Source organism: Variovorax sp. OK212, assembly GCF_900112425.1.
In the GTDB taxonomy this organism is placed as follows: domain Bacteria; phylum Pseudomonadota; class Gammaproteobacteria; order Burkholderiales; family Burkholderiaceae_C; genus Variovorax.
In genome coordinates this window covers 18,016-42,331 of the sequence record NZ_FOLP01000031.1, presented here as the reverse complement: position 1 = coordinate 42,331, position 24,316 = coordinate 18,016, and the positions used below count along the sequence as shown (strand labels likewise).

The 24,316-nt window shown below is 68.3% G+C and carries 23 protein-coding genes; 18 read left to right on the top strand and 5 right to left on the bottom strand.

Annotated elements, in window-relative coordinates; all coding sequences use genetic code 11:
• Positions 1-53: 53 nt before the first annotated feature.
• From flhD to BM004_RS37855, 16 genes are all read left to right on the top strand, one after another.
• Complete coding sequence (gene flhD / locus BM004_RS37930) at positions 54-428, top strand: flagellar transcriptional regulator FlhD (protein WP_256220258.1); 375 nt, start codon at positions 54-56, stop codon at positions 426-428.
• Positions 425-1,012, top strand: coding sequence for a flagellar transcriptional regulator FlhC (gene flhC / locus BM004_RS37925; protein WP_093131120.1), 588 nt, complete (start codon positions 425-427; stop codon positions 1,010-1,012). Before flhD ends, flhC begins: the two co-directional genes overlap by 4 nt.
• Positions 1,013-1,087: 75 nt before the next feature.
• Positions 1,088-1,948, top strand: coding sequence for a flagellar motor stator protein MotA (motA, locus tag BM004_RS37920; protein ID WP_093221720.1), 861 nt, complete (start codon positions 1,088-1,090; stop codon positions 1,946-1,948).
• A 36-nt stretch (positions 1,949-1,984) separates the two neighbouring features.
• Positions 1,985-2,926: a flagellar motor protein MotB gene (gene motB, locus BM004_RS37915; protein WP_093131116.1), complete on the top strand. Its 942-nt coding sequence runs from the start codon at positions 1,985-1,987 to the stop codon at positions 2,924-2,926.
• 90 nt (positions 2,927-3,016) lie between these two features.
• Positions 3,017-5,095 (top strand): chemotaxis protein CheA, encoded by a 2,079-nt coding sequence (gene cheA, locus BM004_RS37910; protein ID WP_093221717.1) that lies wholly within the window; start codon positions 3,017-3,019, stop codon positions 5,093-5,095.
• Between the two features lie 97 nt (positions 5,096-5,192).
• Positions 5,193-6,437 carry an EAL and HDOD domain-containing protein gene (locus BM004_RS37905; protein ID WP_256220257.1) on the top strand — a complete coding sequence of 415 codons (1,245 nt, stop codon included), beginning with the start codon at positions 5,193-5,195 and terminating at the stop codon, positions 6,435-6,437.
• An 87-nt stretch (positions 6,438-6,524) separates the two neighbouring features.
• Positions 6,525-7,400 carry a CheR family methyltransferase gene (locus BM004_RS37900; RefSeq protein ID WP_093131110.1) on the top strand — a complete coding sequence of 292 codons (876 nt, stop codon included), beginning with the start codon at positions 6,525-6,527 and terminating at the stop codon, positions 7,398-7,400.
• Positions 7,397-8,086, top strand: coding sequence for a chemoreceptor glutamine deamidase CheD (cheD, locus tag BM004_RS37895; RefSeq protein ID WP_093221715.1), 690 nt, complete (start codon positions 7,397-7,399; stop codon positions 8,084-8,086). Before BM004_RS37900 ends, cheD begins: the two co-directional genes overlap by 4 nt.
• A 56-nt stretch (positions 8,087-8,142) precedes the next feature.
• Positions 8,143-9,168, top strand: coding sequence for a protein-glutamate methylesterase/protein-glutamine glutaminase (locus BM004_RS37890; RefSeq protein ID WP_371271223.1), 1,026 nt, complete (start codon positions 8,143-8,145; stop codon positions 9,166-9,168).
• Between the two features lie 31 nt (positions 9,169-9,199).
• Positions 9,200-9,595, top strand: a complete 396-nt coding sequence (cheY, locus tag BM004_RS37885; RefSeq protein ID WP_172839779.1) for a chemotaxis response regulator CheY — start codon at positions 9,200-9,202, stop codon at positions 9,593-9,595.
• A 1-nt stretch (position 9,596) separates the two neighbouring features.
• Entirely contained in the window at positions 9,597-10,238 is a 642-nt protein-coding gene (gene cheZ, locus BM004_RS37880) for a protein phosphatase CheZ (protein ID WP_093131104.1), read from the top strand.
• A 153-nt stretch (positions 10,239-10,391) separates the two neighbouring features.
• Positions 10,392-11,549 (top strand): flagellar biosynthesis protein FlhB, encoded by a 1,158-nt coding sequence (flhB, locus tag BM004_RS37875; RefSeq protein ID WP_093131102.1) that lies wholly within the window; start codon positions 10,392-10,394, stop codon positions 11,547-11,549.
• Positions 11,546-13,645: a flagellar biosynthesis protein FlhA gene (gene flhA / locus BM004_RS37870; protein ID WP_093131100.1), complete on the top strand. Its 2,100-nt coding sequence runs from the start codon at positions 11,546-11,548 to the stop codon at positions 13,643-13,645. The genes flhB and flhA overlap by 4 nt, the downstream gene beginning before the upstream one ends.
• Positions 13,642-16,233 (top strand): flagellar biosynthesis GTPase FlhF, encoded by a 2,592-nt coding sequence (gene flhF / locus BM004_RS37865; protein WP_093221712.1) that lies wholly within the window; start codon positions 13,642-13,644, stop codon positions 16,231-16,233. Before flhA ends, flhF begins: the two co-directional genes overlap by 4 nt.
• Before the next feature lie 10 nt (positions 16,234-16,243).
• Positions 16,244-17,035 carry a MinD/ParA family ATP-binding protein gene (locus BM004_RS37860; protein WP_093131096.1) on the top strand — a complete coding sequence of 264 codons (792 nt, stop codon included), beginning with the start codon at positions 16,244-16,246 and terminating at the stop codon, positions 17,033-17,035.
• A gap of 37 nt (positions 17,036-17,072) precedes the next feature.
• A complete protein-coding gene (locus BM004_RS37855; RefSeq protein ID WP_093221710.1) occupies positions 17,073-17,807 on the top strand; it encodes an RNA polymerase sigma factor FliA in 735 nt (244 codons plus the stop codon).
• Here BM004_RS37855 and BM004_RS37850 read toward each other — a convergent pair.
• On the bottom strand, positions 17,804-18,316 hold the full coding sequence (locus tag BM004_RS37850; RefSeq protein ID WP_177206760.1) for a type VI immunity family protein: 513 nt from the start codon (positions 18,314-18,316) through the stop codon (positions 17,804-17,806). The two genes, BM004_RS37855 and BM004_RS37850, sit on opposite strands and share 4 nt — an antisense overlap.
• Before the next feature lie 243 nt (positions 18,317-18,559).
• Between BM004_RS37850 and BM004_RS37845 the strand changes: the two genes are divergently transcribed.
• Positions 18,560-20,539 carry a glycoside hydrolase family 15 protein gene (locus BM004_RS37845; RefSeq protein ID WP_256220255.1) on the top strand — a complete coding sequence of 660 codons (1,980 nt, stop codon included), beginning with the start codon at positions 18,560-18,562 and terminating at the stop codon, positions 20,537-20,539.
• On the opposite strand, the gene BM004_RS37840 is transcribed toward BM004_RS37845, so the two are convergent.
• From BM004_RS37840 to BM004_RS37825, 4 genes are all read right to left on the bottom strand, one after another.
• Positions 20,502-20,843 carry a putative antibiotic biosynthesis monooxygenase gene (locus tag BM004_RS37840; protein WP_093131088.1) on the bottom strand — a complete coding sequence of 114 codons (342 nt, stop codon included), beginning with the start codon at positions 20,841-20,843 and terminating at the stop codon, positions 20,502-20,504. The two genes, BM004_RS37845 and BM004_RS37840, sit on opposite strands and share 38 nt — an antisense overlap.
• 42 nt (positions 20,844-20,885) lie before the next feature.
• Entirely contained in the window at positions 20,886-21,779 is an 894-nt protein-coding gene (locus tag BM004_RS37835) for an NAD(P)-dependent oxidoreductase (protein WP_093221703.1), read from the bottom strand.
• Entirely contained in the window at positions 21,776-22,360 is a 585-nt protein-coding gene (locus BM004_RS37830; protein ID WP_256220254.1) for a gluconokinase, read from the bottom strand. The genes BM004_RS37835 and BM004_RS37830 overlap by 4 nt, the downstream gene beginning before the upstream one ends.
• 67 nt (positions 22,361-22,427) lie before the next feature.
• Entirely contained in the window at positions 22,428-23,189 is a 762-nt protein-coding gene (locus tag BM004_RS37825) for a glucose 1-dehydrogenase (protein ID WP_093131084.1), read from the bottom strand.
• A gap of 166 nt (positions 23,190-23,355) precedes the next feature.
• On the opposite strand from BM004_RS37825, the gene BM004_RS37820 reads away from it, so the two are divergent.
• The gene (locus BM004_RS37820; RefSeq protein ID WP_093221699.1) at positions 23,356-24,309 is read left to right on the top strand and encodes a 2-hydroxyacid dehydrogenase; all 954 of its coding nucleotides are present in this window, start codon (positions 23,356-23,358) and stop codon (positions 24,307-24,309) included.
• Positions 24,310-24,316: the final 7 nt, after the last annotated feature.

The window sequence follows — 24,316 nt, the reverse complement described above, 5'->3', positions numbered from 1 at the left end:
TGTATATAATGTATACACGATTGATTAGAACCAAAGTGGACTGGAAATCGGAAATGGAACAAGACGTGGAAAACATCAATTTCAGTGCTGGCGGCGTAATGTCGAAAGAAATCGGCGAGATAAATCTGGCCTATATGCTGCTTGCGCAGAAGCTGGTCAAGCAGGACCGCGCGGAGGCCATGTTTCGCCTCGGCGTCGGCCGCGAACTGGCCGATCTGCTGGCGAACATGTCGCTCAGCCAGATCGTGAAGCTGGCGGCTTCCAACTTCCTGCTGTGCAGCTTCCGGCTGGACGACCAGCCGATGTTCGCGGTGGTCGGTGAAGGCAAGGAGCCCGCGCTTCAGCAGGCCCACATGTCGATCCTCATGGCGGCACGCCAGGCCCAGGCGCAGACCCCGATGCGTGGCGTGAGCGCGGCGGCCGCATGATCCGCAAGAGCGTCCTTGGCGAGGTCCGGGAAGTGCAGCTCGCTGTCGAGCTGATCGGACTGGGTGCGCGGCTGCAGTTTCTCGAGGCGGCGGTTGCGCTGAGCCGGGAGCGGTTGATCCGCCTGTACAAGGAACTCAAGGGTGTTTCGCCACCCAAGGGCCTGTTGCCCTTCTCTACCGACTGGTACATGACGTGGCTGGCCAACATCCACTCGTCGATGTTCTACAACATCTACCGCTTCATGCTCGATGAGGCTGACGAGAACGAACTGCCCGCGCTCATCAAGGCTTACCGGCTCTACGTGGAGCAGATCGGTTCGCACGGCGGCGAGGTGGTGCTCGACTTCACGCGTGCCGAAACCATGGTGCGCTTCTTCGACAGCGACATGCTGCAGCTCAGTACCTGCAGCCGGTGCGGCGGCCACTTCGTGGCGCACGCGCATGACAACAAGAACGGATATGTGTGTGTTCTGTGCCGCCCGCCTTCGCGTGCGGGCAAGGCGCGCAAGCCCAAGGTCGCGGAAGTGCGCCGGGCAGGCCTGACGGTCGCTGCGCCCCTGATGGATCTCGGCGGCGCGGTGTAGGAAAAGCGCTCCGCGTCCGCTTGCGGACGTTCGGAGTTTGTTGATATGAAGCCTTCGGGCGATGAGGGGTAGCGCGTGCTGATTCTGGCTGGATATATCGTGGTGATCGGTGCCGTCTTCGGCGGCTACGGCCTCATGGGCGGGCACTTCGGCGTCCTCTTCCAGCCGGTGGAGTTGCTCATGATCGGCGGCTCCGCGCTGGGCGCGTTCATTGCCGGCAACAACGGCAAGACCATCAAGGCGACCATCAAGGAACTGCCGCTGCTGCTGCGCTCCTCCAAGCACAACCGCCAGCTCTACATGGACCTGCTCGCGCTCCTGTACGAGCTGCTGGCCAAGGCCCGCAAGGAAGGCATGATGAAGCTGGAGTCCGACGTCGAGGACCCCACCAAGAGCGAGATCTTCGCGCGCTATCCGAACATCCTGGCGCACGAGGGCATCACCGTCTTCCTGTGCGACTACCTGCGCCTGGTCATCAGCGGCAACACCGATGCGCACGAGATCGAGGCGCTGATGGACCACGAGATCGAGACCATCCGCCACGAAGCCGAAGTGCCGGGCCACAGCCTGTCCCGCGTGGCCGACGCACTGCCCGCGCTGGGCATCGTTGCCGCCGTGATGGGCGTGGTGCACGCGCTGGCCTCGGCCAACCTGCCGCCCTCGGAGATGGGCGCGCTCATCGCCCACGCCATGGTGGGGACCTTCCTGGGCGTGCTGCTGGCGTACGGCTTCGTCTCGCCGCTGGCCTCGCTGATCGAGCAGAAGGTCGAAGAGGGCATGAAGATCTTCCAGTGCGCCAAGGTGACGCTGCTGGCCAACCTCAACGGCTACGCGCCGCAGCTCGCGGTGGAATTCGGCCGCAAGGTGCTGTTCTCGACCGAACGCCCGTCGTTCACCGAGCTGGACGACCACGTCCGCGGCGTCAAGGCGCGCTGACGCCCCTGGCGCAGACACAGCGAACGAGCAACGACCATGAGCGACGGCAAGCCCCAGATCATCATCAAGCACGTCCACAAGGGCGGGGGCGCCGCGCACCATGGCGGCGGCTGGAAGATCGCGTACGCCGACTTCATGACGGCCATGATGGCCTTCTTCCTGGTCATGTGGCTGCTGTCCATCTCGAGCCCCAAGCAGCGCGAGGGCATTGCCGAGCACTTCCGCATGCCACTGCGCGTGGCGATGAACGGCGGCGACAAGGCCAGCCTGAGCGCCAGCATGATCCCCGGCGGCGGCGCCGACCCGATGCACGTCGAGGGCGAGGTCAAGTTCTCCGAGACCACCAGCGAGGACGAGGCCGACGCGAGCCGCCTGGCCGACATGAAGCGCCGTCTCGAGGAGCTGATCGAGAAGAGCCCGATGTTCCAGCAGTTCCGCTCGCAGATCCTGATCGACATCACCACCGAAGGCCTGCGCCTGCAGATCGTCGACACCGAGAACCGCCCGATGTTCGAGCTGGCCAGCGCCCGCGTGGTGCCGCACATGCGCACCATCCTTCGCGAACTCGGCCCGGCGCTCAACGGCCTGCCCAACAAGATCACGCTGTCGGGCCACACCGACGCCATCGTCTACACCAACGGCGACAAGTCCTACGGCAACTGGGAGCTCTCCGCCGACCGCGCCAACGCATCGCGCCGGGAGCTGGTGATCGGCGGCATGACCGAGGGCAAGGTGCTGCGCGTGATCGGCCTGGCCGACAGCATGCACCTGGACAAGGCCGAGCCGCGCAGCCCCATCAACCGGCGCATCAGCATCATCCTGCTCAACCATCGGACGCAGGAACGCATCGAGCGCGAGAACAGCGTCGAACCCATGGGCACGCGCATCGGCAAGATTTCGTCGGCGAACGCCGGGGCGGTCGCCGTGCCCGCCGGCACCAGCCTGGTGGCGGCCAGGGCGAATGCCGTGCCGCGATAGCGATAGCTACAGCGAACAGCGAGCAGCGAGCGAAGACGCACACAAGAAACCAAACGGCCGGCGCCAACACGCCGGTCCGGAGCACAACAGATGGACCTCAGTCAATTCACACAAGCATTCTTCGTCGAAGCCATCGAGCTTCTCGCCGAGATGGAGCAACTGCTGCTGGAGCTCGACGTCGCGTCGCCGGACAGCGAACAGCTCAACGCCATCTTCCGCGCAGCCCACTCCATCAAGGGTGGTGCCGCGACGTTCGGTTTCACTGCCTTGACCAACACCACGCACGTGCTCGAAACGCTCCTGGACCGCGCCCGCCATGGGCAGCTGAACCTGAGCGCTCCGATGATCGATGCATTTCTGGAAACGAAGGACGCCTTGCAAGAACAACTCACCGCCTACCAGGCCGGCAAGGAGCCGGATCCCGACATGGTCGCGCACATCTGCGGCGTGCTCCAGCAGCTCGCGCTGGAAAACGGCGGCGACGGCACCGCACCGCCCGTGGTGGCCGCGGCGCCCGCGCCTGCACCGGTCGCTGCTCCCGCGCCGGTTGCCGCCGCGAGCGCACCGCTGGGTGACGGCGTGCTGCGCGTGCGCTTCGCCCGCCTGTCCGACAGCGAATGCGACCTGCTCGCCGGCGAGCTCGCCAACCTCGGCAAGGTCGTCTCGCGCACCCGCACCAACGACCAGCTGACCGTGCTGCTGGAAACCACCTGCGACCCCGACGACATCGTGGCCGTGTGCTGCTTCGTCATCGACGAATCGCAGATCGACATCTCGCGCGATGCCGCCGGCGCCGCCGATGCGCAAGCCCCGGCCGCCGCGCCGGAGCCGGAACCCGTGGCAGTGGCCGTGGCTGAAGAGCCGGCCAAGGCGGAAGTGGTTGTCGCCGCCGCGCCCGCACCTGCGGCAGCCGCTGCAGCGGCCCCGGCCGCCGCCGGCGCCAAGGAGTCGAGCTCCATCCGCGTCGACGTCGAGAAGGTCGACCAGCTGATCAACCTCGTGGGCGAGCTCGTCATCACGCAGTCGATGCTCACGCAGGCCGCGACCATGCTGGACCCCGTGGCCTACGAACGCTTCCTGAGCGGCCTGGGCCACCTGGAGCGCAACGCGCGCGACCTGCAGGAATCGGTGATGTCCATCCGCATGATGCCGATGGACTACGTGTTCAGCCGCTTCCCGCGCGTGATCCGCGACGTGAGCGCCAAGCTGGGCAAGCAGGTGCGCCTGGACACCTACGGCAAGGAAACCGAGCTCGACAAGGGCCTGATCGAGCGCATCGTCGATCCGCTCACGCACCTGGTGCGCAACAGCCTGGACCACGGCATCGAGACGCCCGAAGTGCGCCTGGCCAAGGGCAAGGACGCCACCGGCCAGCTGCTGCTGTCCGCACAGCATCACGGCGGCAACATCGTGATCGAGGTGAGCGACGACGGCGCGGGCCTGAACCGCGAACGCATCCTGGCCAAGGCCATGCAGCAAGGCATGGCCGTGACCGAGACCATGCCCGACGAGGAGGTGTGGCAACTCATCTTCGCACCGGGCTTCTCCACCGCCGAGCAGGTGACCGACATCTCGGGCCGCGGCGTGGGCATGGACGTGGTCAAGCGCAACATCCAGGAAATGGGCGGCCACGTCGAGATTCACTCGCGCGGCGGCCAGGGCACCACCACGCGGATCATCTTGCCGCTGACGCTGGCCATCCTGAACGGCATGTCCGTGAAGGTGGGCACCGAGGCCTACATTCTTCCGCTGAGCTACGTGATCGAGTCGCTGCAGCCGCTGCCGGAGCACCTGCACTCCATCACCGCCGAAGGCCACGTGATCCGCGTGCGCGGCGAGTATTTGCCGCTGATCGAGCTGCACCGCGTGTTCGACGTGAGCGGCGCGCAGACCAGCCCGACGCAAGGCATCCTGGTGATCGTGCAGGCCGACGACAGCCGCTTCGCGCTGCTGGTGGACGAGCTGCTGGGCCAGCACCAGGTGGTGGTGAAGAACCTGGAGACCAACTACCGCAAGGTGCCGGGCATCTCGGCCGCCACCATCGTGGGCGACGGCAGCGTGGCCTTCATCATCGACGTGGGCGCGATGCCGCGCATCCAGCGCGCGCAGGCCGCGAGCGCGGTCGCCTTGGCGGGTGCCGCGCGGAGGACCGACGCCATCGCTCTCTGACACCAAAGACGGAGACAGCTGAATGCGTTTCGATTTCTTCCGACGTGCCGGATCCGATGACTCGGCTCCAGGCAATGGCACCCACGCAGGCGCGCTCTTGTCGAGCGAGCCGGGTGCGAACGGCCATGTGGCCTACGAAATGCTGCTGGACGCGCAACGCCGCGTCATCGGCTACCGCATGGCATGGCGCGGCCCGGGCGACGAGCCCGGCGCGCGCACGGCCGCCGCGGTCGGCGTCAAGGCGCTGATGGACACGCTGGCCGTGCACCTCAACCCCGAGAACGCAGGCTGGCTGCTGGGCCCGCAGATGGTGTTCGTCGACGTCTCCGTCGACGCGCTGTTCCAGAGCGAGCTGCAGTCGCTGCCGGCGAACAACGTGGTGCTGTGCATCGGCTCGGACGACCTGCTGGACGCGGACATGCGCTCCATCCTGCTGTTCCTGCGCGAGCAGGGCTTCGGCTTCATGCTGTGCGGCGCCAAGGCGCTGCCCGACGACACCGAGCTGCGCGCCATCGTGACCCATTTCGAGGTGGAAGCGAACGACGCCGACACCGTGGCGCGCCTGCGCCAGGAGATCCTGCTGGGCCACCCCGAGGTGGAGCTCATCGCCGCGCACGTGCACACCTGGCGCGAGTTCGACGCCTGCGTGGCGCGCCGCGTCAACGTGTTCATCGACGGCGCCTTCGGCAACCCGCCGGTGCGCGAGGCCGAGGACGCGCTGCAGCCCGAGTCGCTGCTCATCGTGCAGCTGATGCAGATGATCCAGCGCAACGAGGACGTGCGCACCATCGAGGCCGCGCTCAAGCACGACGCGGCGCTCACCTACCGGCTGCTGCGCTACATCAACTCGCCCTCGGTCGGCATGGCGGTGGAGATCCACTCGCTGCGCCACGCCGTGGCCATGCTCGGCTATTCGCCGCTGTACCGCTGGCTGTCGCTCCTGCTGGCCACCAGCAACAAGGCGGGCTCGCCCTTCATGATGAAGAAGGCCATCCTGCGCGGGCGTTTCGTCGAGCTCATGGGCCAGGGCATGCTGCCGCCCAGCGAGTCCGACAACCTGTTCGTGGCCGGCATGTTCTCGCTGCTCGACCAGCTGCTGGGCGTGTCGATGGAAGGCGTGCTGCGCAAGGTGCAGCTGACCGAGGCGGTGCAGCAGGCCATCCTGTCGCGCGGCGGCCTCTACGGCCCGTTCGTGGCGCTGGCCGAGGCCTGCGAACTCGACAACGGCGAGGCCGCACGCCTGTCGGAAGCGCTCTTCGTGGGCGCGGCGCAGGTCAATGCGGCGCAGCTCGCGGCCCTGGTGTGGTCGCAGGATGCCGGCCCGGCCGCATCGGGTCCCTGAACATGCCCCCCGAAATCGCCTCGGAATTCGGCACGGAAGTGCCGGGCTTTTGCGCGTCTGATCGGCCCATTGGAAACAGTGGGCCCTATGTACATTGAAAGCCATGCTTACAGGGCAGCCGTGACTACCGAGTTCCTTTTCACCGACAGCGATTTCTCCCGAGTGCGCACACTCATCCACCGCCGCGCAGGCATCGCCCTGGGCGAACAGAAGCGGCAGATGGTGTACAGCCGGCTTTCGCGGCGCCTTCGGGAGCTCCAGCTCCCCGAGTTCACCACCTACCTCGACTGGCTCGAACAGCGTCCGGACGGGGAGGAGTGGCAGTTGTTCATCAACTCGCTCACCACCAACCTCACCTCGTTCTTCCGCGAGGCGCATCACTTCCCCACGCTGGCCGACCACGTGCGCAAGATCGGGCAGCCGGTCACCGTATGGTGCGCCGCGGCCTCGACGGGGGAGGAACCCTATTCGATCGCCATCACGCTGATGGAGGCGCTGGGCGACAAGGCCGCGGCCTCGCGCGTGATCGCCACCGACATCGACACCGCGGTGCTGGCCAAGGCCTCCACCGGCGTGTTCACCACGGAGCAGGTGCGAAGCCTCGCCCCCGAGCGGCTGCGCCGCTTCTTCAACAAGGGCACCGGCGCCAACGCCGGCAAGGTGCGCATCCGCCCCGAGGTCGCGGCGCTGGTGAAGTTCTCGCGGCTCAACCTGCTCGACAGCTCGTGGGCGGTGAAGGAACCGGTGGACGCGATCTTCTGCCGCAACGTGATGATCTATTTCGACAAGCCGACGCAGAAGAAGGTGCTCGACCGCTTCGCGCCGCTGCTCAAGTCGCACGGCCTGCTGTTCGCGGGCCATTCGGAGAACGCGTCGCTTGTCAACCAGGCGTTCCGCCCGCTGGGCCAGACCGTGTATGAAGTGGCGCGCACCCGCACTTCAGGCGTTTCAGGCATGCCATGAACGCCACGCGCGCGGCCGCACCGGGCTCGGTGGCGAGCCATCACTACTTCGACCGCGACGTCGGGCTCATGGCCGTCAAGCTGCTGCCCTCCGAGTACTACGTGACCTCGAGCGACACCGTGCTGAGCACGGTGCTCGGCTCCTGCGTGGCCGCCTGCCTGCACGACGTGGAGGCGGGCGTGGCCGGCATGAACCATTTCATGCTGCCCGACGACTGCGAGAACACCTCCGTCACGCGCGACGCCGTGGAGTCGATGCGCTACGGCGCCTACGCCATGGACGTGCTGATCCGCGAGCTGGTGCGCGCGGGCGCGCGGCGCGACCGGCTGCAGGCCAAGGTCTTCGGCGGCGGCGCGGTGCTGGCGAACATGACCACGCTGAACATCGGCGACCGCAACGCCGACTTCGTGCTGCGCTACCTGCGCAACGAACGCATCGAAGTCGCGGCGCAGGACCTGCGCGGCAAGCACGCGCGCCGCGTGTGCTTCCTGCCGTCGACCGGCAAGGCGATCGTGCGCAAGCTGCGCGCGCAGACGGAAGTCCAGCAAGTCCAGCACGAGGAGGGCGAGCTGCTGCGCAGGCTCTCCGGCCTGCGCGCGGCGCCGGATTCGGACAGAACGGGCAATGTCCCGGCCATATCAGGCATCCGCGGGGTGCCCGTGGCAGCAATCAAAGGAAACCGGTGAGCGTCAAGAAAATCAAGGTGCTGTGTGTCGACGATTCGGCACTGATCCGCAGCGTGATGACAGAGATCATCAACAGCCAGAGCGACATGACCGTGGTGGGCACCGCGGCCGACCCGCTGGTGGCGCGCGACCTCATCAAGGTCACCAACCCCGACGTGCTCACGCTCGACGTGGAAATGCCGCGCATGGACGGGCTCGAGTTCCTCGAGAAGCTCATGCGCCTGCGGCCCATGCCGGTGGTGATGGTGTCCTCGCTGACCGAGCGCGGCTCGGAGATCGCGCTGCGCGCGCTCGAGCTGGGCGCCATCGACTTCGTGACCAAGCCGCGCCTGGGCGTGCGAGACGGCCTGCTCAACTACACCGAGCTCATTGCCGGCAAGATCCGCACCGCCGCCAGCGCGCGGATCCAGCCGAGCAAGCATGCCGCGGCCGTGCGCCCCGGCGGCGACGCGCCGCAGGAATCGCTGCTGCGCAGCCCGCTGCTGAGTACCGAGAAGCTGATCATCATCGGCGCGTCCACCGGCGGCACCGAAGCCATTCGCGAAGTGCTGCAGCCGCTGCCGCCCGACTCGCCCGGCGTGATGATCGCGCAGCACATGCCGGCCGGCTTCACGCGCTCGTTCGCGCAGCGCCTGGACGGCCTGTGCCGCATCAACGTGAAGGAAGCCGAGCACGGCGAACGCGTGCTGCCGGGCTATGCCTACATCGCGCCCGGCGGCTACCACCTGTCGCTGGGCCGCAGCGGCGCCAACTACGTGGCCCACCTGGACCAGGAGCCGCCCGTGAACCGCCACCGCCCGTCGATCGACGTGCTGTTCGATTCCGCGGCCAAGCATGCCGGCAAGAACGCCATCGGGATCATCCTGACCGGCATGGGCAAGGACGGCGCCGAAGGGCTGCTGCGCATGAAGCGCGCCGGCGCCCACACGCTGGCGCAGGACGAGGCCAGCTGCGTGGTGTTCGGCATGCCGCGAGAAGCCATCGCATTGGGCGCGGTGGACGACGTATCCCCCTTGAGTGAAGTGAGCCGCCGGGTCCTGGCGCATCTTCGTACGTTCGGCGAACGTACGAACCGAGTTTGAAAAACGACATGTTGGAGCTGGAAATATCGTGATCGACAAGAGCATCAAAATCCTGGTTGTGGACGACTTCCCGACCATGCGGCGCATCGTGCGCAACCTGCTGAAGGAGCTGGAGTTCCTCAACGTCGACGAGGCGGAAGACGGCGCGGCCGGCATCGAGAAGCTGCGCGGCGGCAACTTCGGCTTCGTGGTGTCCGACTGGAACATGCCGAACATGGACGGCCTGACCATGCTGCAGACCATTCGCGCCGACCCGGAGCTCAAGAAGCTGCCGGTGCTGATGGTCACGGCCGAAGCCAAGAAGGAAAACATCGTGGCGGCCGCGCAGGCGGGCGCCAACGGCTACGTGGTGAAGCCCTTCACCGCGGCCACGCTGGAAGAAAAGATCACCAAGATCTTCGAGAAGCTCGCCAAGGAGGCCGCGTGACATGAGCCAGATCGCCACGGAGGCTGCGGACTCCACCAACACCGCGGAACAACTGCTGGGCCGCATCGGCCAGCTCACGCGCCAGCTGCGCGAAGGCCTGCGCGAGCTCGGCCTGGACAAGGAAGTGGCCAAGGCCGCGCAAGCCATTCCGGATGCGCGCGACCGCCTGAGCTACGTGGCCGAGACCACGGAGCGCGCGGCGCACCGTGCGCTCAACGCCATCGACGTGGCGCAGCCGCTGCAGGAAGCACTGGCGGCCGACGCCAAGGGCCTGAGCCAGCGCTGGGACAAGTGGTTCGAGAACCCGATCGAGCTCGAGCATGCGCGCGAGCTGGTGCTGGACACGCGCGGCTACCTCGACGACGTGCCGCAGCGCGCCAGCGCGATCAACTCGCAGCTGATGGAAATCCTCATGGCGCAGGACTTCCAGGACCTGACCGGCCAGGTCATCAAGAAGATGATGGAAGTGGTCAACGACGTGGAGACGCAGCTGCTCCAGGTGCTGATCGACAACTCCCCGGCCGAAAAGCGCGTGGAAGCCGTGCACAGCCTGCAGAACGGCCCGCAGATCAAGGCCGGCAACCCCGACGCCGTGACCGACCAGGCGCAGGTCGACGACCTGCTGGAGAGCCTCGGCTTCTGAGGCCGCGCAGCGCCCGGCCGCCTCGGCCGGCCTGCGCTGATTGTGTGAAGAACAGGGCGATAAGGGCCCTGATCGACAGATTGTTCCGGACGACTGAATTCAATAATTTGGTCATGCGCAAGGCGTCCCTCGCCACAGCGGTTCGGAGCATGAATGTCAGAGGAAAGCGATCTCGAGAAAACGGAACCCGCCTCCGAGCGGCGCCTTGAAAAGGCGCGCGAGGAAGGCAACGTCGCCCGTTCCCGCGAACTCACCACGTTCGTGATGCTGGGCACCGCCAGCGCGGGCCTGTGGATCGCCGGCGAATCGCTCAGCCGGACCCTGGACGGCGCACTGCGCCGCGCGCTGCAGTTCGACCGCGCCAGCGCCTTCGACCCCTCCCACATGCTGACGCAGACCGCGCTCATGGCCATGCACGCGCTGCTGGCCATCGGCCCGTGGTTCGGCATGATGGTGGTGGCGGCCGTGGTCGCGCCGCTGATGCTCGGCGGCTTCATGTTCTCCACCAAGGCGGTGAGTTTCAACGCCGGCAAGCTCAATCCGCTGGCCGGCATCGGGCGCATGTTTTCCGCCCAGTCGCTGGCCGAACTGGTGAAGGCGCTGGCCAAGTCGGCCCTGATCGGCGGCGTGGCGTGGTGGGTGGTGTCGCGCGACATCGAGGCGCTGATGGCGCTGATGGCGCAGCCCGCCAGCTACGCGCTGCCGCACGCGACGATGCTGGTGGCCAAGCACTGCGCGCTGATCGCGGCCACGCTCTTCCTGGTGGCGCTGATCGACGTGCCGTTCCAGCTCTGGAGCTACTACCGCAAGCTGCGCATGTCGCGCGAAGACGTGCGCCAGGAGCACAAGGAAAGCGAAGGCGACCCGCACATCAAGGCGCAGATCCGCCGCCAGCAGCAGCAGATGGCGCGCCGCCGCATGATGACCGAGGTGCCCAAGGCCGACATCGTGCTGACCAACCCGTCGCACTACGCGGTGGCGCTGAAGTACCTCGACAGCGACATGCGCGCGCCGCGCGTGGTGGCCAAGGGCACCGAGCTGGTGGCCGCGCGCATCCGCGAGCTGGCCAAGGAACACAACATTCCGATTCTCGAAGCGCCGCCGCTGGCGCGCTCGCTCTACAAGCACACCAAGCTGGGCGCCGAGATTCCCGCGGGCCTGTACACGGCCGTGGCCGAGGTGCTGGCCTGGGTGTACCAGCTCAAGCGCTGGAAGAACGACGGCGGCGACGAGCCGCGCACACCCACCGACCTGCAGGTTCCCGCAGACCTTCAATATTCCGAGACGGCTGACGCCGTGCAAGCCGCATGAACGCGATGACCAATTTCCTGCGGCTGCCGCCGAACATGTTCGGCGGCTCGCAGTTCAAGGGCCTGGCCGGGCCGGTGCTGATCATTCTCATCCTGAGCATGATGGTGCTGCCGCTGCCGCCCTTCCTGCTCGACCTGCTGTTCACCTTCAACATCGCGGTGTCTGTGATGGTGCTGCTGGTGAGCATGTACACCATGAAGGCGCTGGACTTCGCGGCCTTCCCGGCGGTGCTGCTGTTCTCCACGCTGCTGCGCCTGTCGCTGAACGTGGCCTCCACCCGCGTGGTGCTGATGAACGGCCACACCGGCCCGGACGCCGCGGGCAAGGTGATCGAGGCCTTCGGCCACTTCCTGGTGGGCGGCAACTTCGCCGTGGGCGTGATGGTCTTCATCATCCTGGTGCTGATCAACTTCATGGTGATCACCAAGGGCGCGGGCCGCATCGCCGAGGTGGGCGCGCGCTTCATGCTCGACGCCATGCCCGGCAAGCAGATGGCCATCGACGCCGACCTGAACGCCGGCCTCATCGGCGAGGAAGTGGCCCGCAAGCGCCGCCAGGAAGTGGCGCAGGAAGCCGACTTCTACGGCTCCATGGACGGTGCCAGCAAGTTCGTGCGCGGCGACGCCATCGCGGGCCTGCTGATCATGGTGATCAACATCATCGGCGGCCTGGTGGTGGGCATGATCCAGCACGGGCTGGACTTCTCGACCGCCGGCAAGACCTACACGCTGCTGGCCATCGGCGACGGCCTGGTGGCGCAGATTCCGGCGCTGGTGATCTCCACCGCGGCCGGCGTGATCGTCTCGCGCGTGACCACCGACGAGGACGTCGGCAGCCAGCTGACGGGCCAGCTCTTCTCCAACCCGCAGGTGCTGTTCCTCACGGCCGGCATCGTCGGCCTGCTGGGCATGATCCCGGGCATGCCGAACCTGGCGTTCCTGCTGATCGCGGGCGGCCTGGTGTGGCTGGGCCGCCGCCTGATCATGAACAAGCCGAAGGCCGCCGCGCAGGAGGCCGCCGCCGCGGCGCAAGCCGCCAGCGCCGCGCCGTCGGCCGAGATGGCCGAGGCCACCTGGGACGACGTGGCCATGGTCGACCCGCTGGGCATGCAGGTCGGCTACCGCCTCATTCCGCTGGTGGACCAGTCGCAGCAGGGCGAACTGCTGGGCCGCATCAAGAGCATCCGCAAGAAGATCGCGCAGGAGGTGGGCTTCCTGGTGCCGGTGGTGCACATCCGCGACAACCTCGAAATCAACCCCAACACGTACATCATCAGCCTGAAGGACGTGGAGATCGGGCGCGGCGAGGCCTACCCGAACCAGTGGATGGCCATCAACCCCGGCCAGGTGACGGGCTCGCTGCCCGGCACGCCCACGCGCGACCCGGCCTTCGGCCTGGCGGCGGTGTGGATCGACGCCGGCCTGCGCCAGCAGGCGCAGGTGTACGGCTACACGGTGGTCGATGCCTGCACCGTGATGGCCACGCACCTGAACCACCTGATCCAGACGCACGCCGCCGAGCTGCTCGGCCGCCAGGAAGTGCAGCAGTTGCTCGACCAGATCGCCAAGACCGCGCCCAAGCTCACCGAAGACCTGGTGCCCAAGGTGCTGTCGCTCAGCACGCTGCACAAGGTGCTGCAGAACCTGCTCGACGAGGAAGTGCCGATCCGCGACATGCGCACCATCCTCGACGTGATGGCCGAGCACGCGCCGAGCATCAAGGACCCGACCGAACTCACCACGCTCACGCGCCTGGCGCTGGGCCGCGCGATCACGCAGCAGCTGTTCCCGGGCGAGAGCGAGATGCAGGTCATCGGCCTGGACGGCTCGCTCGACGGCGTGCTGCAGCAGGCGCTCACCAGCAGCAGCGGCATCGAGCCCGGCATTGCCGACAACCTGCTGCGCCAGGCGCAGGCCGCCATCGTGCGCCAGGAGCAACTGGGCCTGGCGCCGGTGCTCGTGGTGCAGCACTCGCTGCGCGTGCTGCTTTCCCGTTTCCTGCGGCGCAGCCTGCCGCAGCTGAAGGTTCTTTCGCATGCGGAGATCCCTGATTCCCGCACCATCAAGATCACCGCCGCCATTGGAGGACGCACTTGACTTCCCAACACACCGACGTGCGCACGAGCGCACGCAAATTCGTCGCGGCCACCAGCCGTGAAGCCCTGCGACTGGTGAGGGAGGCGCTGGGCGCCGACGCCATCGTGCTCAGCCACCGCGTGCTTGCCGAGGGCGCGGAGATCGTCGCCATGGTCGAGGGCGAGGTGCAGGACGTGGTCGGTACGACCGCGCCAGCGGCGCCCGCCGTGCCTGTAGTGGCTGCAGCGCCTGTCGCTGCCGCCGCGCCTGTCGAACCGGTGGCGCGCATTGCGCCGCTGTCGCCGGTTGCGCCTGCCGCGGTCGCCGTGCCCGTGGCACCCGCGATGCCTGCGATGCCTGCGATGCCCGTCGCGGCTGCGCCGGCCGGACGCCCCATGCCGCTGTCGCCGGTTTCCCCGGTTGCACACGCCGTGCCTTCGCCTGCAGCACCCGCTGCCCCCGCCGACACGGTGCTCAACGAGCTGCACTCCATGCGCGGCATGATCGAGGAACAGCTCGCCAGCGTCGTGTGGAACGACAAGCAGCGCCGCGACCCCGTGCGCGGCCGCCTGCTGCGCACGCTGCTCGGCGCCGGCTTCAGCGCGCGCCTGTCCAAGGCCATGCTCGAGAAGCTGCCCACCGGCCAGACCTATGCCGAAGGCATGGCCTACGTGCGCTCGGAGCTGATCCGCGCCGTGCCCGTGCACGAAGACGAAGATGCGCTGTTCGCACAAGGCGGCGTGTACGCGCTGATGGGCCCCACCGGCGTCGGCAAGACCACCACCACCGCCAAGCTGGCCGCGCGCTGCGTGATGCGCTTCGGCGCCGACAAGCTCGCGCTGGTCACCACCGACAGCTACCGTATCGGCGCCTACGAGCAGCTGCGCATCTACGGCCAGATCCTCAACGTGCCGGTGTATGCCGTGAAGGACGCGGCCGACCTGCACCTGGTGCTGCAGGACCTGCGCGACAAGCACATGGTGCTGATCGACACCGTCGGCATGAGCCAGCGCGACCGCGCCGTGCCCGAGCAGATCGCCATGCTGGGCCAGAGCCCGCGCCCGGTGAAGCGCCTGCTGCTGCTCAACGCCACCAGCCACGGCGACACGCTCAATGAAGTGGTGCACGCCTACCGCCAGGGCAACGACCTGACCGGCTGCATCTTCACCAAGGTCGACGAGTCGACGCACCCCGGCGCGCTGATCGACACGGTGATCCGCCACCGCCTGCCGGTGCACTACATCTCCAGCGGCCAGAAGGTGCCCGAGAACCTGATGCAGGCCGACCGCGCACAGTTGGTGGACAGCGTGTTCCAGCCGCGCCAGCACAACGCGCTGTTCGTGCCCGCCGAGAGCGACCTGCAGGAAGAATCGGCCGCCGCCGGCCCCTCCGCGCAGGTGGTGCAGGCGCAAGGCGAAACAGACCGCATGCGCCTGAAGTACCAGAACCTGATCCGTGCCATGGCGCACGACGCGCAGGAACTCGCCACCACCGCCAGCGCGCTGGCCGGCGCGCAGATCGGCTTCGAGCGCGCACGCGCCCTCTGGCGCCAGTCGGGCGACGAAGAGATCGGCCAGAAGGCCGTGCTGCAGGACCTGGCCGTGCATGCGCGCAGCGAAGTGGCCGCAGGTTGCGAAACCCACGTGCTCGCGCTGTCGGGCCAGGTCGGCCTGCGTTCGAACGAAGGCGGCGACGCCTACGAATGCCACGGCAGCCTGCTGCTGTCGGACCGCACGGGCCTGCCGCTCGCGGCACCCAACCAGTGGCTCGCCACCGCCGCCACGCGCGGCATGAAGGACCCGTCTCGCAAGCCGGGCGCACGCCAGGCGCCCTGGCTGCGCCAGCAGGATTTCGGCGGCAAGGCGCTGGTGCATGTGCTCACGCGCCTGCCGGGCATCGAGGCCATGGTGCAGTGGCAGGCCACCGGCCAGCGCTGGCTGTCGCGCGCGCCGGGCTCCACCGCCGTGATCGACGCACGCACCGGCACGCCCGACACGCTCGCCCGTATCGACTTCGAGTTCGGCGAAGGCCGGCCCGTGCAGTACCGCGGCAAGCCCGCCGTGCAGTGCGAGGCGCATGTGGACGTGGTGCTGCGCTTCAACAGCGCCGCCGCGGCGGCCGGTGTGGAGCGCGACGCCATGCCCGCGCTGCGCTGCGTGGCCATGCGCGTGCTCGACGCGCGCAGCGGCAACGTGCTGGCGCAGAGCTATGCGCTGTCGAACATCGGTGCCGAAGTGCCGGTCTCGCAGCTCGCGCAATGGCAGGGCTGGGCCAACGACGCCGAGCCGTGCTTCCGCCTGCTGCGCGAAGGCGTGCAGATGGTGGGTGGCATCGGCGAGCTGGGCGACCCCGACAATATGAAGCGGCTGCTGGTCGCGGGCCAGATGACCACCACCGTGTGGCGCCTGCTGCAGGCCGACGGCGAATGGGCCGACCGCGCGCGTGCGCTGCTGGGCCAGCTCACCGGGCGTGCGGTGCGCAACGGCCGCGCCATGAGCGGCGGCGCGCTGTATGCGGGCGTGGGCAAGCTCTTCCTGCTGCTGGAAGCGCTGGGAACGGAATCGACCGCGCCGGTGCAGGCACCGCGCGAGATGGAACAGCTGGGGTGAGGAGAACGCAATGAGCAAGCTGGTTGCCGATCAGGCGGACGGACTGCGGCGCCTGCTGGCGCCGACGCCCACGCGCGTGATCGCCGTGGCGGGCATGGGGCAGGGCGCCGGGGGCACCACGACCGCCATGAACCTGGGCGTGGCGCTGGTGCAGCAGGGAAGGCGCGTGCTGCTGCTGGACGAGCACTGCCCGAAGGAAGGCTCGGCCTGCGATGTCTGGGCCATGGACCCGCTCGGCAACCTCGCCGACGTGGCCGAGCAGCGCCTGACGCTCGGCAGCGCCGAGGTCGAGTCGGCGAGCGGCGTGCACGTGCTGCCGGCGCCGCCCGGCGTCGCGCATGCCGCGACCGACCCGCGCGCGCTGTGGCACGACGGCGTGGTCATCGTCGATGCGGCCTTCGACCGCGAGGGCCGGCTGTCGCCGCTCGCGCAGGCCGCGGACGACCTGCTGCTGGTGCTCAAGCCGCACCCGGCGTCGGTCACCTCCGCCTACGCGGGCATCAAGAACCTGCACTACGCGCACGGGCTGAAGCAGTTGCGTTTTCTCATCAACGGCGTGGTCGACATCGCAGCCGCGCAGCAGATCATGAACAACCTCGCCAATGCCGGCAGCCGCTACCTGGCGCTGTCGCTGCAGCCCGCGGGCATGGTGCGCTTTGATCCGCGCATTGCCGACGCATGGCGGCTGAAGCAGACCATCGCCGAGGCCTTTCCGGCCAGCCCGGCCGCCGTGGACTTCCGCCGCGCGGCCGACGACACGAGCCGCTGGCCGTGGCGCATGGCGATGCCGCTGGCCGCCTGAGCCGCCGACCCGGAACAACGGAAAAAAAAGGACGGCCGTGTACACCGCACAGGGAACCATCGAGAAATCGCACCTGCTGGCGCAGCATCAACCGCTGGTGCGCCGCATCGCGCTGCAGATGATGTCCAAGCTGCCCGCCAGCGTGGAGCTGGACGACCTCATCCAGGCCGGCATGCTGGGCCTGCTGGACGCGTCCAGCCGCTACCAGGACAACCGCGGCGCGCAGTTCGAGACCTTCGTCAGTCAGCGCATCCGCGGCGCCATGCTCGACGAGCTGCGCGCCAACGACTGGGGCTCGCGCGGCCTGCGCCAGCAGGCGCGCAGCGTCGAGAAGGCCATCCAGGCACTGGGCCACAAGCTCGGGCGCCAGCCCAACGAGGGCGAGATCGCCAAGGAACTGAAGATCGACCTGGACGCCTACCAGTCGCTGCTGCAGGAGATCCAGGGCTGCCAGCTGCTCTACGTGGAAGACTTCTCCAAGGACGAGCCCGACAACCCCTTCCTGGACATTCACGCGCAGGACGCACGCCAGGACCGCCGCGGCAGCGACGACCCGCTGGAGCAGTTGCTGGAAAGCGGCTTTCGCCACCAGCTGGTGGACGCCATCTCGGCGCTGCCCGAGCGCGACCAGCTGCTGCTGAACCTGTACTACGACGAAGAACTGAACCTGCGCGAGATCGGTGCCATCCTGGAGGTGAGCCAGTCGCGCGTGTGCCAGTTGCACAGCCAGGCGATCAGCCGGCTGCGGGCGAAGCTGAAGGATCTGCTCTAGGGCTTGGACTTGTCGTCCTGCAGGTACCACACCACGGCGCCTGCCGGTGTGTTCGCCGGACCCGGCATGGGCTTGCCGCGCTCGACATATTCAATCTGATTGTTCAAGCGCGGGGCCTGCCAGTTGCCGCTGCGGGGGCAGGCGGCTCCTGCGTATGCACTCGAGCGGCTGCGCGACGGAGCGCAAGGCTCCGGCCGCTTGGGCGGTTCGCCGTCGACGAGCCCGCCCCAATCGCTGTCCGCGTCGAAGCGCTTGAGCCAGCGTGCCGAGGTTCGAGGAGTGAAGATGTCGTCGCGAGGGAGGTTGGGTGGAAAGCTCACCATCCAGAGCCTCTCCAATCGCGCGGGCTTCAGCGCTTCGGCCAGTGCGCGCAGATGCGCCGGAACGCCTTCTTCAACGGTGTAGAGGGCGGGAGCCTCGCCCGCTTCGATCCACAGACCGTCTCCATCCAGGCAGGATCTGATGTGGATGCCCGGTGTACCCTGCAGACCGAGGCGCAGGGAGGTCAACCCGCCAAGACTGGACCGAGAGCGTGCGCGACATCGACGACTTCCTTGCAGGGAAAAGTGGTCGGCGCAGTCTTCGGACGTGATGGAGAGCGAGTTGCAAACAATGGTCACTTCAACACTCGACCGTGAAGATTCCCGCAGCAACCGTAAAAAGCCTCCGGTGCGTCGAATAGACGTTGTCTGTCAACGAGCTGCGTCCCTTGCTGGCAACCGAGCGCCGTGGGAGCGGCAAGGCTTGCTTCCTTGCCAAAGCCTTCAAAAAAAACACCCCCCACGCTGCACGCGGCACGCCCCATCGGCGACTACGCGCTCATCGGCTCCACCCACAGCGCGGCGCTGGTCCACCGCGAGGGCGACATCGAATGGCTGTGCCTGCCGCGCTTCGATTCCGCCGCCATGTTCGCCAGCCTGCTGGGCGACAAGCGCAACGGCCACTGGACGATGTGCGCGCGCGGCGCCGACGGGCGCAAGGCGCGCGTCACGCGGCGCTACCTGCCCGGCACGGTGGTGCTCGAAACCACCATCCACACGGCCAGGGGCACCGCCACCGTCACCGACTTCATGCCGCGCCCCGCCGTGGACGGCACGCACGAGGTGGTGCGCGTCGTGCAGGGCGTGCGCGGCAGCGTGGCCATGCACACCGAGTTCCGCATCCGCTTCAACTACGGCGAGTGGTGCCCGTGGATGGAGCGGCGCGACGGCGCCATCTACGCCACGGCGGGGCCCGACGCGGTGCGCATCAGCTCCGGCGTGCCGCTGGTCAACGAGAACTTCGCGAGCTGCGCCGACTTCACCGTGTCAGCGGGGCAGTCGATTGCGTTCAGCCTCGAATGGTTTCCCTCGCACCTGACACCGCCGGTGACGCGCGACGCCAACGCGCTGCTGGCGCGCACCGTGGCCGAGTGGAACGGCTGGACCGGCCGCTGCGGCTACCAGGGCGAATTCCGTGAGCCGGTGATGCGCTCGCTGCTCACGCTTAAGGCGCTCACCTACGAACCCACCGGCGGCATCGTCGCCGCGCCCAGCACCTCGCTGCCCGAGCTGCCGGGCGGCGAGCGCAACTGGGACTACCGCTTCTGCTGGCTGCGCGACGCGGCGCTCACGCTGTACGCGCTGATCGGCTCGGGCTACGTGGAAGAAGCCAGCGCGTGGCGCTGGTGGCTGATGCGCGCGGTGGGCGGCTCGCCCGAAGAGCTGCAGGTGATGTACGGCCTGCACGGCGAACGCTCGCTCACCGAGCTGGAACTGGGCTGGCTGCCGGGTTATGAAGGCAGCAGGCCGGTGCGCATCGGCAACGGCGCACATGGACAGCGCCAGCTCGACGTGTACGGCTCGGTCATCGCGGCCTTCCATGCGGCACGGCGCGCGGGGCTGGCGGACATGGACAAGGTGTGGCCGCTGGAGCGCGCCATCGCCAGGCAGCTGATGGTGCTGTGGAAAGAGACCGACTGCAGCCTGTGGGAGGTGCGCGGCGAGCCGCGGCACTTCGTGCATTCGAAGATCATGTGCTGGCTGGCCTTCGACCGGATGATTGCGAGCGCGACCGAGTACGGGCTCGAAGGCCCCGTGGAGCGCTGGCGCGAGGTGCGCGACGAGATCCATGCCGAGGTGTGCGCGCGCGGCTTCGACGCCGCGAGCAACTCCTTCGTGCAGTACTACGGCGCCGACGCGGTGGACGCGGCGCTGCTGTGGATGCCGCTGATCGGCTTCCTGCCGATCCATGACCCGCGCGTGCAGGGCACCATCGCGCGCATCGAGAAGGACCTGATCTTCAACGGGCTGGTGTACCGCTACCGCACCGAGAAGGGTGTCGACGGGCTGGAGGGCGGCGAGGGCGCGTTTCTGGCCTGCAGCTTCTGGCTGTCGAACGTGTACGTGGCCATGGGCAAGCTGCGCAAGGCGCGGGCCTTGTTCAAGCGCCTGCTGGCGCTGGGCAACGACCTGGGCCTGTTCGCGGAGGAATACGACCCGGTGGCGCAGCGCCAGCTGGGCAACTTTCCGCAGGCGTTCTCGCACATCGGGCTGATCAACAGCGCGCATGCGCTGGTGTCGGCGGCGGGCGGCGTGTGGGAGCTGGCGGACCTGGACGGCAAGCCGGTTGCACAGAAGAAAAAGAAGGCGGCTCCGGCGGCAAAGTCCGCCAAGCCTTCCACACCTTCAAAGGCCACCAAGCCCGCCAAGGGCCTCAGGAAGACTGCGCGAGCGCGAACTCCTCGGCGCTGAACACCGTGTGGAAGACGGAGCCGTCGAACATCTCGAAGAGCTTCCTGGAGACCTCGCGGCTTTCGTAGCGCACGGGCGAGTCGAGAGCGGTGGCGATGTCCTCGCGGCTCGCGAAGCGGATCGACAGCACCATCGCGAGCTCGGGGTCGCTCACGTCGCTTTCGAGCTGGCGCAGCACGCGCACCTCGAGTGCGCCGGGAAAGCGGGTCCACAACGGCACGAGGCTGTCGTGCACATGCCGGTCGAATGCCTCTTCCATGCCGGGCTTGACCCGGCCCTTGAAGAACGCGCAGCGGATGAACATGGGTGTCTCTTTCGGGGTTGGAATTTTGTTGACGGCCGTGCTTCAGTCGCGGGCGTAGCCGCTGAACTGCCGCATCATGGCCGCCGTGTCTTCGGCGCCGAGGCCGGCCGCGACAAACGTGCGGTGCAGCTCCGACACGGCGCCCGCAAGCGGCAGCGGCAGGCGCTCGGCCTGCGAGAAGGCTTGCACCGCCTCGAGGTCCTTCAGCATGTTGTCGATGCGGCCGGTGGGCGTGAAGTCGCGCGCGGCCATCCTGGGGCCGAACTCGCGCAGGATCTGGCTGTCGGCGCGCCCGCCGGCCAATGCCGCGGGCAGCTTCGACGCGTCGACACCGCCGGCCTCGGCCAACCGCACCGCCTCGGCCACCGCCTGGAAGCCGATGGCGCACAGCAGCTGGTTGACCAGCTTGGTCGTCTGCCCCGCGCCGTTGCCGCCCATGCGCGTGTAGTTGGCGCACAGGCTGTCCATGACGGCGCGCGCGCGCTCCACGTCGTGCGCGCTGCCGCCGGCCATCACCGTCAGCTGGCCGAGCAGGGCCTTGGGCGCGCCGCCCGACAGCGGCGCGTCGACGAAGCCCATGCCCGTGCGCTCGCGCAGCGACTGCGCCAGCCGGCGCGTGGCGGGCGGGTCGATCGACGACATGTCGATCAGCAGGCGCCGCGCATCGGCAGGCGCGGCCGCGATGCCGGCGTCGCCGAAGATCGCGCGCTCGACCACGGCCGCCGAGTTCAGGCTGGTGATGACGAAGTCGCTGGCCGCGGCCGCAGCCTGGGCGGTTGGCGCGGATGACGCGCCGCGCTGCGCGAGCGCCGCCACCTTGGCCGTGTCGAGGTCGAACACGCTCACCTCGTGGTCGCATTCGAGCAACCGGCGCGCAATGGCCGAGCCCATGATGCCGACGCCGATCACGGCCACGCGCTGGCGGGGGACTGTCATGGGGAGGCTTTCGTCCGGAGAGTCGAAGGGCTGGCGCCGCCGGTCAGCCGCGCGGCGATGTCGGCCACGATCTGTGGCACCGGCGTGCCGATGCTGGCGTGCAGCACGTCGGCCTCGTCGGTGCCGGGTTTTTCCAGTGTCCGCAGTTGGCTGTCGAGCAGCGCGGGCGGCATGTAGTGGCCGGTGCGCTGCTCCAGGCGCCGGCGGATGAGCGCGGGCGGGCCGTCGAGGAACACGAAGCGCAGGCCGGGCGACGCGGCGCGCAGGCGGTCGCGGTAGGCGCGCCGCAGGGCGGAGCAGGCCACCACCACGCCGTGCGGCGTGGCCGTGGCATCGGCATCGGCATCGGCATCGGCATCGGCATCGGCATTCGCCAGGCAGGCGCCGATGCGGTCGAGCCAGGGCCAGCGGTCTTCGTCGGCGAGCGGCTGGCCCGCGCGCATGCGCGCCACGGCGTCGGCCACGTGCAGGTCGTCGCCGTCGATCCAGGGCACACCGAGCGCGCCGGCCAGTGCCGCGGCCACGCTGCTCTTGCCGGTGCCCGACACGCCCATGACCACCACGGGAAGGCGAGCTGGCAACGACGGCGCTGCTGGCGGCGCGGGTGGTGGCGAGGGCGGTGGCGAGGGCGGTGCAGCAGGCACTGTGTCAGAGGCTCGCGGTGATGCCGCCGTCCACGTACAGGATGTGGCCGTTGACGAAGCTCGATGCGTCCGACGCCAGGAAGATGGCCGCGCCGCCGAGCTCTTCCACGTCGCCCCAGCGCCCGGCCGGCGTGCGGCCCGACAGCCATGCGGTGAAGGCCTCGTCGGCCACCAGCGTCTGCGTGAGTTCGGTCTTGAAATAGCCCGGGCCCAGGCCGTTGACCTGGATGCCGTGCTTGCCCAGGTCGATCGCCATGCCCTTGGTGAGCATCTTCACCGCGCCCTTGGTGGCGGCGTAGGGCGCAATGCCGGGGCGGCCCAGTTCGCTCTGCACCGAGCACACGTTGATGATCTTGCCGCGCTTGCGCTCGATCATGCGTTGCGCCACGAAGCGGCCCACGAAGAACACGCTGTCGATGTTGGTGGTGGTGATCTTGTGCCACGCGTCGATGGGGAACTCGGCGAACGCGCCGCGGTGCTGCATGCCGGCGTTGTTCACGAGGATGTCGATGGCGCCGATGTCCGCTTCGATGGCGGCCACGCCGGCTTCCACCGCGGCGGCGTCGGTCACGTCGAAGGCCACGGCCTCGGCCGCGATGCCCTTGGCGCGCAGGGCGTCGCGCGCCGCGGTGAGCGATGCGCCGTCGCGGGCGTTGAGCACCACGCGCGCGCCGGCGTTGCCCAGCGCCGCGGCCAGCGCGAAGCCGATGCCCTTGCTGGAACCGGTGATGAGGGCGGTGCGCCCGGAAAGGTCGAACAGTTTCAAGAGGAGCTCCTGGGGGCGTGTTGCGAATGGCGGGGATACGTTACCGGTATCTTTTGAAATCGTCAACCGGTGAAACCTGCGTAGCCATTTCATTTGGCAACAGGTTAGAGTTACCGGTATCTTATTTGCGATCCCTTTTTTTCCGTCACCCGCAGGAGACATCCGCTTGACCGCTACCGCATCCTCCCCGCACGTGCTGATGGCCGGCGCCTACCCGGAATGGGACATGGCGCCCCTGCAGGCGGCCTACACGCTGCACCGCCTCTGGGAGGCGCCCGACCGGGCGGCCTTCGTCGCCGAGCACGCAGCCGACATTCGCGCGATTGCCACGCGCGGCGAGCTGGGCGCCAGCGCCGAGCTGATCGCGGCCTTGCCCAGGCTCGAGCTCATCGCCTGCTACGGCGTGGGCACCGACGCCATCGACCTCGCCGCCTGCCGCGCGCGCGGCATCCGCGTGAGCAACACGCCCGACGTGCTCAACGGCGACGTGGCCGACCTGGCCGTGGGCCTCACGCTGGCGCTGCAGCGGCGCATTCCGGCCGGCGACCAGTTCGTGCGCAGCGGCGCCTGGGCCAATGGCGCGCTGCCGCTGGCCACGCGCGTGTTCGGCCAGCGCATCGGCATTGCCGGGTTCGGACGCATCGGCGGCACCATCGCGCGCCGGCTCTCGGGCTTCGACGTGGAGCTGGGCTACTTCAGCCGCAACCCGAAGGCCGACAGCCCGCACCGCCACTTCGCAAGCCTGAGCGCCATGGCCGACTGGTGCGACGTGCTCATCGTCATCCTGCCCGGCGGCGAGGCCACGCGCGGCATCGTCGATGCCGAGGTGCTGCAGGCGCTCGGCCCCAAGGGCTGGCTGGTGAACGTGTCGCGCGGCACCACCGTCGACGAAGGCGCGCTGCTGCAGGCGCTGCAGACGCGCAGCATCGCCGGCGCGGCGCTCGACGTGTTCCTCAACGAGCCGCGCATCGACCCGCGCTTCGCGGCGCTCGACAACGTGGTGCTGACCCCGCACCATGGCAGCGGCACCGAGCAGACGCGCCGCGCCATGGGCGAGCTGGTGCGCCGCAACCTCGAGGCCCACTTCGCGGGCCAGCCCCTGATCACCCCCGTTGCCTGAAGAGAAG

What these genes read in the sequence shown, in the direction of transcription:
- flhD (WP_256220258.1), top strand. Translation starts at nt 54, where the DNA reads ATGGAACAAGACGTGGAAAACATCAATTTCAGTGCTGGCGGCGTAATG.
- flhC (WP_093131120.1), top strand. Translation starts at nt 425, where the DNA reads ATGATCCGCAAGAGCGTCCTTGGCGAGGTCCGGGAAGTGCAGCTCGCT.
- motB (WP_093131116.1), top strand. Translation starts at nt 1,985, where the DNA reads ATGAGCGACGGCAAGCCCCAGATCATCATCAAGCACGTCCACAAGGGC.
- cheA (WP_093221717.1), top strand. Translation starts at nt 3,017, where the DNA reads ATGGACCTCAGTCAATTCACACAAGCATTCTTCGTCGAAGCCATCGAG.
- BM004_RS37900 (WP_093131110.1), top strand. Translation starts at nt 6,525, where the DNA reads ATGTACATTGAAAGCCATGCTTACAGGGCAGCCGTGACTACCGAGTTC.
- cheD (WP_093221715.1), top strand. Translation starts at nt 7,397, where the DNA reads ATGAACGCCACGCGCGCGGCCGCACCGGGCTCGGTGGCGAGCCATCAC.
- BM004_RS37890 (WP_371271223.1), top strand. Translation starts at nt 8,143, where the DNA reads ATGACAGAGATCATCAACAGCCAGAGCGACATGACCGTGGTGGGCACC.
- cheZ (WP_093131104.1), top strand. Translation starts at nt 9,597, where the DNA reads ATGAGCCAGATCGCCACGGAGGCTGCGGACTCCACCAACACCGCGGAA.
- flhB (WP_093131102.1), top strand. Translation starts at nt 10,392, where the DNA reads ATGTCAGAGGAAAGCGATCTCGAGAAAACGGAACCCGCCTCCGAGCGG.
- flhA (WP_093131100.1), top strand. Translation starts at nt 11,546, where the DNA reads ATGAACGCGATGACCAATTTCCTGCGGCTGCCGCCGAACATGTTCGGC.
- BM004_RS37860 (WP_093131096.1), top strand. Translation starts at nt 16,244, where the DNA reads ATGAGCAAGCTGGTTGCCGATCAGGCGGACGGACTGCGGCGCCTGCTG.
- BM004_RS37840 (WP_093131088.1), bottom strand. Translation starts at nt 20,843, where the DNA reads ATGTTCATCCGCTGCGCGTTCTTCAAGGGCCGGGTCAAGCCCGGCATG.
- BM004_RS37835 (WP_093221703.1), bottom strand. Translation starts at nt 21,779, where the DNA reads ATGACAGTCCCCCGCCAGCGCGTGGCCGTGATCGGCGTCGGCATCATG.